This window comes from Vibrio sp. 661, from assembly GCF_033339315.1.
GTDB lineage: Bacteria > Pseudomonadota > Gammaproteobacteria > Enterobacterales > Vibrionaceae > Vibrio > Vibrio alginolyticus.
The window spans coordinates 122,416-137,978 of the sequence record NZ_JAWOUJ010000001.1; the positions used below are offsets into that span (position 1 = coordinate 122,416).

General features: G+C 44.1%; 12 protein-coding genes. 3 read left to right on the forward strand and 9 right to left on the reverse strand.

Annotation, left to right across the window (positions count from 1 at the left end; genetic code table 11):
• Positions 1-45: 45 nt before the first annotated feature.
• Complete coding sequence (locus tag R7P69_RS00610; RefSeq protein ID WP_064354429.1) at positions 46-630, reverse strand: flavodoxin family protein; 585 nt, start codon at positions 628-630, stop codon at positions 46-48.
• A 231-nt stretch (positions 631-861) separates the two neighbouring features.
• Between R7P69_RS00610 and R7P69_RS00615 the strand changes: the two genes are divergently transcribed.
• Complete coding sequence (locus R7P69_RS00615) at positions 862-1,200, forward strand: hypothetical protein (protein WP_017821886.1); 339 nt, start codon at positions 862-864, stop codon at positions 1,198-1,200.
• Between the two features lie 299 nt (positions 1,201-1,499).
• Here R7P69_RS00615 and R7P69_RS00620 read toward each other — a convergent pair whose 3' ends face one another.
• From R7P69_RS00620 to R7P69_RS00650, 7 genes are all read right to left on the reverse strand, one after another.
• Positions 1,500-2,093 carry a mechanosensitive ion channel family protein gene (locus tag R7P69_RS00620; protein WP_042522270.1) on the reverse strand — a complete coding sequence of 198 codons (594 nt, stop codon included), beginning with the start codon at positions 2,091-2,093 and terminating at the stop codon, positions 1,500-1,502.
• A 493-nt stretch (positions 2,094-2,586) separates the two neighbouring features.
• Positions 2,587-4,701 carry a type I secretion system permease/ATPase gene (locus R7P69_RS00625; protein ID WP_005374556.1) on the reverse strand — a complete coding sequence of 705 codons (2,115 nt, stop codon included), beginning with the start codon at positions 4,699-4,701 and terminating at the stop codon, positions 2,587-2,589.
• Positions 4,702-4,716: 15 nt separating this feature from the next.
• On the reverse strand, positions 4,717-6,630 hold the full coding sequence (locus R7P69_RS00630) for an EAL domain-containing protein (RefSeq protein ID WP_005383568.1): 1,914 nt from the start codon (positions 6,628-6,630) through the stop codon (positions 4,717-4,719).
• Positions 6,631-6,635: 5 nt separating this feature from the next.
• A complete protein-coding gene (locus tag R7P69_RS00635) occupies positions 6,636-7,319 on the reverse strand; it encodes a transglutaminase-like cysteine peptidase (protein ID WP_005374561.1) in 684 nt (227 codons plus the stop codon).
• A gap of 114 nt (positions 7,320-7,433) precedes the next feature.
• Positions 7,434-8,825 carry an HlyD family type I secretion periplasmic adaptor subunit gene (locus R7P69_RS00640; protein ID WP_005374562.1) on the reverse strand — a complete coding sequence of 464 codons (1,392 nt, stop codon included), beginning with the start codon at positions 8,823-8,825 and terminating at the stop codon, positions 7,434-7,436.
• A gap of 173 nt (positions 8,826-8,998) precedes the next feature.
• Complete coding sequence (locus R7P69_RS00645; RefSeq protein ID WP_005383565.1) at positions 8,999-10,222, reverse strand: sigma-54-dependent transcriptional regulator; 1,224 nt, start codon at positions 10,220-10,222, stop codon at positions 8,999-9,001.
• Positions 10,215-12,089, reverse strand: coding sequence for an ATP-binding protein (locus R7P69_RS00650; RefSeq protein WP_238952380.1), 1,875 nt, complete (start codon positions 12,087-12,089; stop codon positions 10,215-10,217). The genes R7P69_RS00645 and R7P69_RS00650 overlap by 8 nt, the downstream gene beginning before the upstream one ends.
• Before the next feature lie 115 nt (positions 12,090-12,204).
• Between R7P69_RS00650 and pdxH the strand changes: the two genes are divergently transcribed.
• Positions 12,205-12,840, forward strand: a complete 636-nt coding sequence (gene pdxH / locus R7P69_RS00655) for a pyridoxamine 5'-phosphate oxidase (protein WP_005374570.1) — start codon at positions 12,205-12,207, stop codon at positions 12,838-12,840.
• Between the two features lie 73 nt (positions 12,841-12,913).
• On the opposite strand, the gene R7P69_RS00660 is transcribed toward pdxH, so the two are convergent.
• Positions 12,914-13,633, reverse strand: coding sequence for a PAS domain-containing protein (locus tag R7P69_RS00660; RefSeq protein ID WP_017820063.1), 720 nt, complete (start codon positions 13,631-13,633; stop codon positions 12,914-12,916).
• A 972-nt stretch (positions 13,634-14,605) separates the two neighbouring features.
• Between R7P69_RS00660 and R7P69_RS00665 the strand changes: the two genes are divergently transcribed.
• Positions 14,606-15,418 (forward strand): AraC family transcriptional regulator, encoded by an 813-nt coding sequence (locus tag R7P69_RS00665; protein ID WP_025768702.1) that lies wholly within the window; start codon positions 14,606-14,608, stop codon positions 15,416-15,418.
• Positions 15,419-15,563: the final 145 nt, after the last annotated feature.

Below are 15,563 nucleotides of genomic sequence, written 5' to 3' on the forward strand. Positions count from 1 at the left end.
AATATGAAGCCCCGAAGATGTATCTTACGGGGCTTCTTTTTATTGTTAGCGAGTGGAGAGCTTATTCACGAGCATAGCGACTCGTTTGCCAAGATACTCCGCCGTTGCAACATCAGAAGCATGCAACTGACCACCTTCACCACCTTGTGCAACAATACCACCTTGTACACCATAACGATTCAGGTTTTGCTCCCCAGAATTGCTGATCTTATCCAACCCGACCCACATCATGCCGTGTTGGTTAGCGAGCGTTTGTAGATATTGTAATGTGCAAGATTGGTCGCCATTCATTGCCCCACCACTGGTAAAGCCAGCCGCGATTTTGCTCGCCCATTTTTGGTAATACCAAGATTCACTGCTTGCATCTGCAAATGCTTTAAACTGCGCTGCTACACCGCCCATATAGGTCGGTGAGCCAAAGATAATCGCATCACACTCAGCAAGTTCATCCATTAGTTTAGGGTTCACAAAACGTCCCTCAATAATCTCACTGCCTTCAATTCGGTGAGAGAGGATTTCACATTCATCTTGCTGCTTAATGCCTTGTTGTTCAACGCCTGCGGCAATCACGCGAGCAAGCTGACCAGTAATGTCGGTTTTAGAGAAATAAATAATCGCAATTTTGGACACAATGGTTCCTTTTTTCATTGTTGATTTTTAATCGTGCGACTAAGGCTAAAACCTCAAGCTAAGTTGAGGTCAAGAAGAGATTTGAGATAGATAAAGTACGAATTGGTATCTAAAGAGCTTTCTTATAGGGTAAGTCGACGGCATAACTACAGTGAATGCAACGACGATGAATGTCGTGTATAAAAGCGTTAAAGGAAGATCTTAAAGATGTAGAAAACTCTCTTGGAAACAATGATAAAGGTACCGATGTTAGTGATGATTAATAGGCGGAAAAATAGATTAAAATATGTAAACTCAGACCTGATCCAAGGCGGGAAAAGTACATTTCATCGTTTCTTAAGGCGAGGGATTATTATCATTATGGTAGGAGGCCTTTCTACAGCCTCTTCCACGGTATTTGCACACTTTATAGCGGGTGTGTTTGATGTGGATATGAATGTTCATCCAGAGAGCTTAGAAGAAAAAGTGCATGCACTACTTTTTGTTTCGGTCAGTCTTGTTTTTTACCTCTTTTATGCCCTTATCTCGCTAAATATTAGTGGGTGGCTCATAATGAAGCTAAAAATATAAGCTTAACTAAAACCATGTCCTTGTATTTTAAGGAAGATGGAACTAGTGACGATTTTTTCTTTGCTTGCACCATCTCTATTTTTGTATTTATTTAAGGTTCGTAAATAAGAAGCTTCCTTTGGTTAAAGTGGCGCTTTTGGTTTCGGCGATGTGTCATGTTTTTATCATGAAAGAATACAGTGGTGACCTTCAGCTTATACGTTTTGTCTCTTCACTGTTTTTCGCCATTAACTTTGGGTTATTTGTGACCACCAAGTGATACTAAAAAGCCGATGTAGATACATCGGCTTTTTAGTGGGTTATTTCTTTCTGCGAGTATAAATCCGAGATTTTACTTTACTTGGCTCTGGCTTGTTTTTCGCCAGCTTTAGCACTGCTTTTTGCAAAATCTGGTTGTTTGGGTAAGTGATCAAGTTACCGTTGTCGTGCTTAATTAACACGTGAAACATGCTGATTTCTTGAATCTCACCGCAGATGTCTTCATCTTTGTCTACGACTTTAATTCGGTCACCCACTCGGTACGGGAAGACAAAAAAGATCAAAAAGCTGGCAGTGATGTTGCTCAGAATTGACCACTGCGCAATAAACGCCACACCTAATACGGCAAAAATGGACGATAGGAACAAAGACACATCGCCATAGCCAATACCTGTGATAATGGCAAAAATAGAGGCGGTCAAAAATAGCAGCGCGACATTGAAACAGCGCTGAATAAAACTCAAACGAGCCTTTTTTACACCTTTCGTTGTTGCCAAATTTAGGATGGCTCTATTTACAATCCTCTTCAGGATGCGATACGCGATCAGGACAAAAATGCCCATCAATAGTTTGTAACCGAGGGAGCCCGTAGTGAAATACTGGCTCACTTGCTCTAATTGGATCCAATCATTCATTTCTTCATCTCGACGATATCTAGAAAGCGGCTTTTATAGCTGATTTTTTGCTGTAAGTAATCACAATTTTTCTTTACACCATTTGTCTCTGTGTTGAGGTTCCACAGAGTACTATATTGGTTAATCAAAGACTTAGTGAGCATTGCGAACTCTTTGGCTTTATTACTTATATTCAACCAAAGCTGACGTGATTTTGAAAAGAGCAATCTTTGAGCTGTATCCCATATCCGACATTATATGACGCTAGTTCCTTATAAACGAGCTGAATATGACTTTTGTCCTGATAACCTAAGGTGTATTAATTGAAATAGCTTTTAGGGCGTTGAAAAATGGAAGAAGATGAAAAGGCGATTATGATTTTATTCGTGATTGTTGGCCTTGTACTCGTTTGGGTCGCGCTTGAAGAACTTAATTATCTCGGGCTCCCAATAAAATAAGCCCCGTTAAACACAAGTTAAACGGGGCCCTTGTCTTTTATCAATGTGAATTCAGGCTAGCTAACCGCACGCACTTTGCCTTGTTTCAAATCGTTCAGCACTTGCGCTTTAGGACCATCTGCAATGATGCTGCCTTTTTCCATCACAATTACGCGATCAACGATGTCGAGCATAGACGTTTTATGCGTAATCAGAATCAGCGTTTCACTAGGTTTCAACTGTGCTAATTGATGCTTAATGTGCATCTCTGAGCGGTTATCCATCGCACTGGTTGGTTCATCCATGAGTAGAACAGGAGGACGACCCAAAAATGCACGAGCGATCGTGACTGCTTGACGTTGACCACCCGAAAGCATTGCACCACCTTCACCAACTTGGCGTTCTAAGCCCGCTGGGTCAGATTGCGTAAACGCAGTAACACCGGCACGATTCGCTGCGTCTAGTACGTCACGGTCATCGGTTAATGGGCGACCTAGCGTAATGTTGTCGCGGATAGAACCAAAGAACAGATTCGAATCTTGCGGCACACAACCAATATTACGGCGAATGTCGACATGATGCAGCTGTGCGATGTCGGTATCATCAATGCGAACATGACCTTCCGTCGGCTGATACAAGCCCATGATGAGACGCTCTAACGTGGTTTTACCCGAACCGATACGGCCTATGATCGCTACTTTTTCGCCAGGGTTAATGGTCAAGCTCAAATCTCGAATCGACGCCACCGGTGAATCTGGGTAGTGGAAGGTCACGCGTTCAAGTTCAATTTTGCCTTGTACTATTGGACGGTGAATGTAACGTTTACCTTCTTCTTGTTCATCCGGCATTTCCATGACTTGATTGATAATTGTCATAGAAGACTTCGCTTGGTTGTAGCGCGTAGAGAGTAAGGATAACTGAACCAAAGGACCAATCGCGCGGCCGCTAAGCATGGTTGCGGCAATCAAACCACCCATGGTTAAGTCGCCCTCTGCAATCAAGTAAACGCCTAGGATGATCATCCCTACGTTACTACTTTGCTGCACAAAACCTGCCGCGTTTTGAATGCTATCCGTAATTCGGCGGCTTTTTATATTCCAGTTCGCCATGTGCGCAACTGCCTCTTCCCAGCGGTATTGGAATTGGCTTTGCGCACTGAGCATTTTTACGGTTTCTAACCCAGCCAAGCTCTCTATCAAATTGGCATATTTTTGCGATGCTAGGCGTGAACCCTCCTCAATGGAGCGGCGCAGCGGCCCTTGTATCAGTAGCGAGTGAATAATCAAAATGACCACGCCCACCATCGGTACATACACAAGATCGCCAGCCATTAGCCATATAATCACTAAGAATAAAATGGCAAAAGGCAAATCAATGAGAGCACTGACGGTCGCTGAAGTAAAAAACTCTCGAATAGATTCGAATTCTTGTAAATGGCGAGCGAAGGCACCGACCGAAGGCGGCTTCGATTCCATTCTAATCCCCATCACTTTGCTGAACAGTTTGGATGAAATCAGAATGTCAGACTTCTTGCCCGCCACATCAATGAAGTAATTTCTCAGCGACTTGAGAATGAAGTCGAACAGGAACACGACAAAGATGCCACTTGCTAGTACCCATAGGGTTTCAAACGCAAGATTCGGAACCACTTTGTCGTACACCAAGCGAGTGAATAGCGGAGCGGCAACCGCAAAGAGGTTGATGAGAAGTGATGCGATTAAAACATCGCGGTAGATGCGTTTTGACTGCCACAAGGTTGACCAGAACCAGTGGCCTTCGTTGGTTTTGAGCACTTCGGGAGAGCGCTCATCGAAACGGAATTGCTTTTTAACTAAAAAGTACCGACCAGTGTATTGCTCAAGTAGGTCTTCTAATGGAATAGAGATCGGCACCATTCCACTTTCTAGGGTGGTGACTTCGGCCTCGCGTTTCTCCATATTGATGCTGTTGAGAACGCAAGAGTCACCGCCTTTAAGAACTAAGATTGCCGGCAGAATTAGGCTGGAGATGCTCTCCAGCTCTGCGCGGTTTTCCTTGGCAACCAATCCGGCCCTTTCCGCTGCTCTTGGTAGCAAAAATGGGGTCAGTTTACCGTCAGATAGCGGTAGTCCGTTGACTAGCGCTTCTGGCGAGTTAGCTAACCCATAGTAACGGCTAACGTAGATGAGCGAATTCAGTAAAGGGTCTTTCATCGTTGATAAACCTTTTTATTCCTTGTCGACGATGAATCCTTGGAATACCTCAACAAAGTGTTCAGTGAGGAAATCCAACTGGATTTGAGTTTCGATACGCGATGCGATAGTCGTAATACCAAGGTTGTGGGCAGTACGAGAGATCGACGTTAGCGTGAATTTTTGTTTTTCGTCGTGCAAGTTGTGTGTGAATAGGTAATCGAGCTTCACATAGTTCGGGCGGAACTCTTGGATGTATTCCAAAGATTGGAAGTTACGTCCGTAGTTATCTACGCCGAACTCAGCACCTGATTGGCGAATGGCATTACATAACAGTGCTGTGTGGTGAGGCTGATCGATAAAGCATTCCTCTGGAATTTCAAAGTGTAGCTTAGAGGCCACTTTGGCGTGTTTTTCCAGCATGCTAGTTGTCCAGCGAATAAACGATGGTTGAGACAAGCTGCTTTGCGCGATGTTAATCGCGACTGGGTCATTAAGTTCACCACTTTCTAGCATCTTAATCATTGATTCAATGACATACTGGTCAAAGATGTTGGTGGCGTCTAACTGTTCTAGTGCGAATAGGTATTGATTCGCACGATACGTTTCACCATCTTTTTCGATGCTTGAAAATACTTCGTTGTGGAATACTTTACCCCATGTGTTTTTCGCAGCTTGGAAACGGAATTTAACCCAATCACTATGAATGGCTTCTTCAACCAACGCTTTCCATTGCTGTTTACCCATCAAACTAGAAGGTGTATCACTGCCAATGAAGCCGTATGGCTTGTCTGGTTGCGCTTTGGCTTTCGATAGTGCGTTGTCCACCATCGAGAGGATTTCAGAACGCGTTTTCTGATCTTTGCTGTGTGCAACCCCTAGTGACGCTTTAGGTTTTGCTAAGCCTGTTGGGTCAGTATTTAGGCCGTTCACACAATTGACGATGCTGTCCGATAAAATGCGTAACTCGCTCTCATCCATATGAGGGAAAAGCAAGCCGAACTCATCACTAGACAAGCGAGCAATAGTGGCACCCGGTACATCAATGGTGTTTTTCAAACGTTGAGACAGTTCTTTAACGTGGGCATCTGCGCGTTGGTAATCTTTGGTCTCGTAAATGTCCCCAATGTATTCAGCATGGAGTAGCGCGATACCCCCTTGCGTTTGCTCTGCAAGCCATTGGTCGATTTGGTTGATGTAGAATGAGCGGTTACCCAATTTAGATATAGGATCGAGGTAAGCCTGAGCACGCAGACGTTGCGCCTCTTTGGCTTGCTCTTTGAATGATAGCTCGATTTGAGCAGACATCATGTTAATGCCATCTACCACCGCGATAAGATCTTTGGTTCTTGGACGAGCAAGCGGTTCACCAAATTGGTTATTCGCGATTTCATGCATTTTATTTACGATGGCCGTTAATGGTTTTAGCGAGCGACGTAGGATGTATGAAATTGCCACTAAACCAGCTAGAAAAATAACACTGAATACAGACAGCAAGCCAATAAAACCTTGCCAGAGCTGCTCGTAAGCTGCGCCTGGGTGACTAATGATTTCTACTTCGGCGAGCTGCATCCAACCACTGGTCACAACACGCTTATCGTGAATCGCTTTAAATAGATTCATGTCGATAAACCATTGTGGCACCGTACTTGGTTTAACTGGGTAAGTACGCACGATCTGGTAGTCAGAATCTAATGCTGTAAGACGAACAACGGAGTAGGTGCTGCCGTCAAATAGAGCATTAATCACGGACTCAACCGCGACTTTATCTTTGTCCTTTAGGTAAGGAGCCAGTGCCAAACCTACGGTGTTAATAGTGTTGTTGACCTCTGAACGTTGCTGTTGCTCCAAGCTGTCTCGAGTCGTGTTGAATTGGATTACGAATACTGATGCCAACAAGAGTATAAAGACCGTAACCATCCCCACCACAAGCTTCTTATATAGGGTCATGTTTCTCACTCGTCATAGTTAATTTTAGGTTTATTTAACTGCAACTTACGTTCGCGCGAGCGTAAGTCATTCCAAAGGCTCAACCGTGATGCTTTCCCTGCTAGCTCTCCAGTGCTAGCAGATGACTTCATCAACCACAGGTTTGTACCATTAAAACTGTATATCGGTAGCAAGTCGCTACGCTTAGAGGCTCGGACAATGTCAGGATTGATATTATCGAGAATGAGCGGCTCAGAACTTGGGGTAGGGTAGTAAGCTAATACCATGTGAAACTGATTCAGTTCGATGGCTTTTACGTATATTAACCGCATCTTTGAATCTGGTATTCCTAGCTCGAGTAAAGAGAAGTACTTAGCAATAGTGAAATCTTCACAGTCTCCTGCGTTACTCCCTAAAAATTCGAGTGGCGTAGCCCAATAATCTGTCTTTCCCCACAGTTTTATGTCGTCAACGAAATACAGCTGATTAAAAAAGTCGTTAACGCCAGCGAGCTGTTCATGAGTCTCTAATTGTTTAAATAAGTCGAGGTTCTTTCGCCATGTATTTACGCGCAATCCCGCACGTTCGCCGTACACCGCTGTGACCGTATTGACCCATCGTTGTTCTTTACTGTTCAGCGCACCAAGTTGGAACGACAAACAACTTAAGCTGATTAATAATGTAACTTTACGCTGCAAATTGGATCGCATATTCGACTCGTATCACAAGTATACTCTTCTAGAGAGTTCGTCAGTGAGAAATAAGTGCTTTTTATTTAATCGCTTATCGCTCAATACTCCCTATCGCGAGTATCTTAATGTGGTTTACTCCTTCAAGGCGTTCGTTTTGGCACTTAAAATCGGTTTAAGTAGATATTCCAAAACGGTTCGCTTCCCTGTGATGATATCGACCGATGCTGTCATTCCTGGAATGATTGGTAAATCTGCATCTTGACCAAAGTTTGTTTTTTCGGTGCGTACACGAACAATGTAGAAGCTGTTGCCTTCTTCATCTTGAGTGGTATCCGCGCTGATATGTTCCAACTCTCCCTCTAAACCGCCGTACTTTGTGAAGTCGTAAGCTGTAAACTTCACGATAGCATGAAGATCTGGGCGTAAAAATGCGATGTCTTTTGGCGCAATTTTCGCCTCTACCAATAGTGTGTCTTCTGTTGGTACGATCTCGACGATATCCATACCAGGTTGGATAACACCACCGACAGTATTGATGTTCAGTGTTTTGATTTTGCCTGTTACTGGCGAATTCACAACCGTTCGGTTTACTCTATCTTCCAAGCCCACCGCTGATTCAACCAAAGCAGATAACTGGTCTTGGGCGCTGTTGAGTTTCTCTTGCTGTTCAGAGCGGAATTTGAGTGCAACATCAATACGGTTGAGCATGGATTCTCGAATCGCTGATTGCAATACGGGAATTTTGAGCTCACTGGACGTCATTTCACGACGGGTATCGTTGACTTGGCGCTGTAATTTGAGCAGTTCAATACGAGGAACAACGCCCTCGTCTGCCAAAGGTTTGGTGATATCGAGTTCTTTTTTCGCGTATTGGTAGCTTTGACGCAAGTTCCTTACTCGTGCTTGGATCTCTACCAAGTCCTGCTGCTTTTGCTGCACTTGTTGGTCAATAACAGAAAGTTGGTTGCGTAAATTATCTAGATCTTCGCGATATTCTGCTTTTTGACGCTGTGTGAGTTGAGGTCGAGTCTCTTCCAAGGTTGGTGGGAAGGTCAGTTTACCGTAATCAAGTAGTACACTTTGACGCCAGTTTTCCGTTTCAAAATCACGATTAACGGCAACACTGTTAATAGAAGCGGATAGTTGCAGCACAGATGCGGTAAGGTTGGCAACTTGTTGCTCACGTTCACGAAAATCTGAGCGAAAGCGGGTGTCATCGATAAGCAGTAACTGTTGGCCTTTTTCAACCAACTGACCTTCTTTGACTAAGATTTCTTTGACTAAGCCACCTTCTAAGTTTTGGACTACTTGTATCTGTGAGGAGGGAATCACTTTGCCTTGACCAACCGTGACTTTGTCGATTTCAGCCCAAGATGCCCAACCTATTGCTGCAATGAAAAATAGCACCATAACCCAGAGCATAAAACGCGCGCTGTTGGGGGTATTGAGGAGCAATGCTGCAGTTTTGTCATCAACAAAATCCAACTCTTCATCGTTGAGTTTGTTGTAGTTATCTCGGCTCATCACAGTCCCTGCTTATATAATTACGGATTATCTTTTTGATCTTATTATTATTAACCGATCATGTCAGCATGCTCGGCTAATAAAATATGAGAAGAGGGTTATTCTCTCTTCAAATGAGCTTTCTTACACTTTCTAAATCAAACAAAAGCATAATTAGCGCCGGAGTATAGCTATTACGCCTTGAACTTGGCTTTATCCAACTGATGTTTTTTTAGTTTGTCGTACAAGGTTTTGCGTGATACCTGTAATTCTAGTTGAACCTCTTTGAGTCTGCCGCGATGTCTTTGCAATGCATCGAATAACAAGCAGTATTCAAAGTATTCTGTGCGCTGAGTCATACTCTGAATTTCAAGACTTTTCTCACTATTCCAATCTTCCATTCTAAAAGTATCTGGCTTGAGGGCACGAAGTTCAGCAAATTGGCGTAGCTGCTTAACGTTTTCTGGCCATTCGAGACTGGTGAGGTGTTTGACTTCTTCTAGGCTGATATGTGGTGGCTGTAACTGATATCGGCTCGCGGTGTGGCGCACAAAGTGCTTGTATAAAGGCCCTATATCTTCCTTTCTTTCATCGAGCGTTGGTAAGTGAATTAGAGTCGCCAGGGATTTTAGAGGCGGCTCGGCTTGGGTGGTCGCGCCAAAAACACGTTCAAGTTTTGGGTGCTTGAACAAGTATTCCCATTGCTCAAATGATACATGCTCTGCGCTATGTAAGTACAAACTGCAGTGGCGTTTTCCTTCACTTAAGCGGTGTATGGCTTTGTCGAGCGCTTCTAATGAAAGCTCATAGAGGTCTTCACCAGAAGCGGCGATTAGCTCACTATCCGGTGTTGCATGTATGTCGTGGGCAAATTGTGCGGCGAGACGGCGACCTGTACCATCTTGACCTACAAAAATGAGCGGCTGGCTTGTAGGCGCACTGATCAAGGCGCGACGAATGCTCACCATGGCCTTACTGTGACCAATCATTTTCGGACCAACATGAGTTTGCATGTCGAGCTCTTTCTTAAGCCAGATGTTTTCTTGCAACAAGTTCAGTTTATCGCTGGCATTGTTGAGCGATTTCATGAGCTGTTCCGTTGAAAACGGTTTTTCTAGAAAGTCGTACGCGCCGCTTTTCATCGCATCTACCGCGGTTTTCACATCTCCATGTCCAGTAAGTACGATGAATTGAAAGTGATCGTTTTTGCTTCGCAAAGTTCGCATAAACTCCAAGCCATCCATCACGGGCATATGGATATCGGTAATGATAATCGCAGGCGTATTTGAGTCGATTACGCGTAAGGCTTCTACTGCGTTTGGTAAGCAGGTGACGTCTATCCCTTCAATCAGCAGGGCTTGAGACACGGCATCACGAATGTGTGGTTCGTCATCAACAAAGAAAACTGGGTTATTCATGGTCGTTTTCCACTTCTGGGGTACGTTTATTCTGATTGACTATTGGTAGCGTCACGATAAAGGTCATCCCTCCTGCTTGTTGTTCTGTGTTCTGATGTTTATAGGCATAGAGGGAGCCGTGATAGCTCTCTATAATCCGCTTGGAGATGGTCAAACCTAATCCAAGACCCTCCGGCTTAGTCGTAAAAAATGGGTCGAACACTTTTGCTAGGGCTTCGTCTGACATCCCTGGTCCGTTATCGGAAACAAGAATGTCGCAACTGTCATCATGACACTGAACAGCAATGGATATTTGCGGATCGATACAGTGGTTTTCCATCGCTTGTGCGGCGTTGTGGAAGAGGTTTATCAGCACTTGTTCTAATTCAACGCTGTGAATGGCCAGCTTCACATCATAGTCGATGGCCGGAACTTTTAGTGTTACTCCTTGCTTAATAAGCTTGTTGCTCAAAATGCTGGTGGCAGTATGTACCGCGTCGTGCAGTACTGAGATTTCATTGTGTGAATCGTGCGTGGCTTTCCGAGTAAAGACTTTTAAGCGGGCAATGACTTCCGAAATGGTGTCATTGAGTGTCAGCATTTTGCCCAAATTGTCGGCGACCATTGGGTATTTTTCCATTGCCAACAAACGCTGCGAGTTTTCGGTATAGGTTCTTAGTGCGGAAAGTGGCTGATTTATCTCATGGTTAATACTGGCTGATAGCTCGCCCAACAGTGCCAATTTCGCGGCTTGTGTCAGTTCTTGTTGTGTTTGTTTAAGCTCTTGTTGGCTTTGCTCATATTGGCGGATGGTCTGTTGTAGTTTTTGGTTGGCTTCACTCAGAACTAGTGTCCGTTGCACTACTTTTTCTTCTAGGCTCACATTGAGATGGGCAAGGCGTGCTTTGTTAACTAGGGTTTGGAACCACGCTAACGCAATTAGAGCAATGAGCGCATATAAGATCAGGAAGACGATATCGGCCTGTAAAACGGCGGCAAGAACGCTGTTGTGGTTAATTAAGGCAACGACGCGAAACCCTTTATCCAATAAGTGTGTTGCGTATGCGAGGTAATTCGGTGATAGAAGCAATTGATTGTCATCAAACTCTGTGACACCACTGTGTGCCGTTAACTCACCAAAATATTCGGGTAAGGTATCGCCATATTGACGCGTTTCGGTAAGTTCATTTATTGCACTCGATGACAGTGGGAAAAGTGCACGATAGCGCCAGTCTGGTAAATTGCTCATAAACACGACATTGTGTTTATCTGTAATGAGTACGTCAGTCGTGGTTTGCGAAAGGCGTTGTTCTAATTGCTCCAAATTCACTTTTACTGTGATCACGCCAACGACTTCCTCATTTACCCACAGCGGAGATGAGAAGAAGTACCCACGTTTATTCGAGCGTACGCCTAATCCAACGTATTGAGCGGGCTCACCGCGTCGCGCATTTTTAAAATAGGGGCGATAGCTAAAGCTAGAGCCAACAAACGTATCTTCTTGCTGAAAGTTACTTGAGGCTATGACTAACCCGGTACGGTCATGAACGTAAATCGTATCGGCCAAACTTTGCTTCAACCAATCTGATAACAGTAGGTTGAGCTCTTGAGAGGGCGTTCCGCGCTCGACTGCTTTGAGTAGTCTTGGGTCGTGACTTAATAGGTTTGGTATCTGTTCAAACTTTGCCAGTTCGTAGTCCACTTCTTGTGATACTTGCGCGGCTTGTCTCTCTAGCTTTTGTTGCCATTGATCATGTTGGTATTGAGTTGCGTAATGATGAGTAAGCGCAAGCCCTGAAATGCCAACGGCACACAGTAGCAGTAAAAAATGACGTAGGGCTTTGGGGTTGAGTAAGTTCACGATCGGCTCACTGGTTTTTTGTGTCATGGTATCAAATGACGCACTGTGATGCTGTGAGCGGCAACGATAACAAGCACAATGATGTCCTTGTATTTCCTCAGTATCGGGAGCACAATCGACAAAAACGAGTGAAGGAGTAAAGATGGAACTTGCTGATATTCGTCGTGAGTACACCAAAGGTGGGCTGCGTCGTAAAGATTTGAAAGCTGATCCTATTGATCAATTTAATCTGTGGCTAGAGCAAGCAGTTGAAGCGGGTTTAACGGACCCGACTGCGATGACAGTTGCAACGGTTGATGAAAATGGCATGCCGTTTCAACGCATTGTTCTATTGAAAAACGTCGACAAAGATGGTTTTGTGTTTTACACCAACCTAGGCAGTCGCAAGGCCCAGCAGCTAGAGCATAACAGCAATATTAGTTTGCACTTCCCTTGGCATCCGTTAGAGCGCCAAGTTCATATTACTGGTGTGGCTGAAAAGCTTACCGCCGTAGAGAATATGAAATACTTTACTTCTCGTCCTAAAGAGAGCCAGTTGGCCGCAATCGCGAGCAAACAAAGTAGCCGTATTTCTGCCAGAGGTGTGTTGGAAGGTAAGTTTTTAGAGCTAAAACAGAAGTTTGCTAAGGGTGAAATACCAGTACCAACCTTTTGGGGTGGCTTTCGCGTAAAACCAAAGAGCATCGAATTTTGGCAAGGTGGCGAACATCGCCTTCACGATCGTTTTCTTTTCTCCCAGCATGATGGAAGTTGGGACATTGATCGTTTAGCGCCATAGGCTTATGGTCCCTCATGAATAAACAAACACCGCCGAATTGGGGCGGTGTTTTTGTAGGTAGAAGCGATGCGAATTATCGCTCTCCATTCAACACAACCGATAATTGATGCTTAAGCAGCGTTTTGGGTACAACAGAGCCGTAGCCTGCTTCCATTGCTTTATCTATTAGTTCGTTCTTGCTGTTCGCTGCAAACTTATTACGTAAGCGTGCGACGTGACCTTCAACGGTTTTTGTTGATATGCCCATGACCTGAGAGATAAATTGAGGCTTTTTGCCATAGAGCAAGAGGAAAAGCGTTTCTTGCTCGCGGCATGTGAGCTTCTCTGGTTTTGGTTGTAAGTCAGAAAAACGAAAGATGGATTGTTGATTTGGGTTGGTACTGATTGCACGACAAACCCAATACCCGACTTCAATCACGGCGGTGTCGGTGAGTTCCCTTCCGTAGAAAATGGTGCCTACGATGTCGCCTTTGTCATCTCGCCACGGTGTTTTAGTAAATATATGTGCTCGCCAGCGGCCATCTGGATAAGGGTGGATATCCAGAATTTTTAGTGACTCGCCAGTTTCGAGAACGTGTTTATCTTGGCGTTGAAATTCTTGCGCGCATTCAGTGGTTGGGCTGGCCATATCAAAATCAGTTTTACCCAAGCACTCCTCGGGCGACGTGTGCCCTAACAGTTCTGCGTATTCCTGGTTTACGTATAGGAATACCGAATCTTTATCTTTGCATCCCCAACAACCTGGTAGCTGTTTAAGGAGGGATTGTTCTATGGTATCGACTGAAATATTCACAAAAGGACTCACTACATACTGCTTTTACCAATACAGAGACGTCCGTGTTACATGGCTCGTATTGATGTTGCCAAGTAGGCAGTTACGTTGCTAGAACACGTTCGTTGATTGGCGCTCAATCCAATTAAATTCGTGGTGTTCGATGTTTTCGTCAGGTAGTCATAGACAACGACGAAATGGAACGAAGAGTTTAATTGGGAAAATGGTCTGTTTCATTACAGATATGTGCGCTCACGGATGTCCGCCAATGTTCGGCTTACAACTCGTATCGTCCTTGATCATGCTTCCTACAACTCAGTTGTAATGTGGTTGACGTTCATATCACTTGTGAGCGAAAGAGCAGCAACTAAGCATATGAGAGGGACAGTGAGACAAACGCTATGATATCAGCTTATGCCATTGTTTTCATTGTTGAGAAGCGAAAAAAAAAGCCAGCCTGAAGACGGGCTGGCAACACAAGATATAATCTTGTCGACGTGTAGAAGAGGTTCTAAATTACCTAGCGAGGGTCTGCTAAGTAAGTTAGAGGTATCAATGAGATACCGAGAGCTTTAGATCGTATGCATCTTAAAGCTCGATAACTAATGTATTGAATCAGAAGCATATTAGTAAGGGGGGAAATCCCTCTATGTTGAGTTTAAGAGTGGGTTTCGATCCGTTTCAGGGACGAGTTATCTAATATGGAGCACGGTGTTTTACAAAATAACAGATTGTTCGGTAATAAGGATCTTTACATTGATTGATTATGTATACGTAAGGTGTTGCCTATCTATCCGTTTTTGTTAATAAAATTGGTTGCTCACTGACCGTAAATTAACCTCGCATGATCATCGTTCCGGAACTATGATCATGTAAATGAAATTGATCATGCTGATTTGATCTTGTCGATTGAGTTGGGTAAAAGTTGCAACCCAACAAAGAAGGTATATGATGCGAAGACGTAAGCTGACCGTGTAAAGACGACTGTTTAAAATGAGTGATTCAGATAACCAAAAAATCCTTTCATATCAAGAGATTATGCTGCCAAAGCCGGCGGAGCTGATCACACTTCCGTCTTATATGGATTGCCACGATCATTCTTATACGCAGATCGTGATTGGTTTAAAAGGGCAAGCCGAATTTGAAGTGCGCGGGCGAGGTAATCTTGTCGGCCCTGGTCAAGGTTGTGTGGTTACCGCATGCTCTGATCATGCTTTCGGTGGCGTCATCAATCAATCGGATATTTTGGTGCTGAATATGCCCAAACCGACAAATGATGATCCCGAAATGCTTCAAAAAATCAATAACCTGGAGAGAGACCATGTCTACTTCCAGTTAGATAGTCAAATTCAGAAGCTGATACAGATGTTGGTTCAGGAAATGCGAAACCATCCGGATGACCTGCTGTTAAGTCGTGCGTGTAACGACACTGTGATTGCGTTAATGCAGCGCCATATCTCGGCATTTGAGACCAGTCGAAAAGAGTCGCGCTTTGATTTGGAGGCGATTGATCGTTACATTGAGCAGCACCTGAGTCATAAGATTAGTGTGGCTCAATTGGCCGGGCGAGTGTTTCTTGGGGAAAGTCAGTTCCATTGCTTGTTTAAAGAGCAGATGGGGATTACACCTCATCAATATGTTCTTGGAAAGCGAATCGACATGGCTCGTGAATTAATCGAGCAAGGGCACCTTTCTTTAGGGCAAATTGCCGAGTTTACTGGCTTCTCAAGCCAGAGTACTTTTACTCATACTTTTACTCGCTTACAGGGAATATCACCTTCCCGTTATAAAAAACAAGTTGGATAACAACGCGTTTTTTTAGGTCAAATAATCATCAATCAGAATGAAGCCATGCACTATGCATGGTTTTTTTATGTTTTATTCACGTGACCTATCTCTCGTTTTTTTAAATTCTCTGTTCTTTGCAGTGGTTGATATGCCACTTGATCCT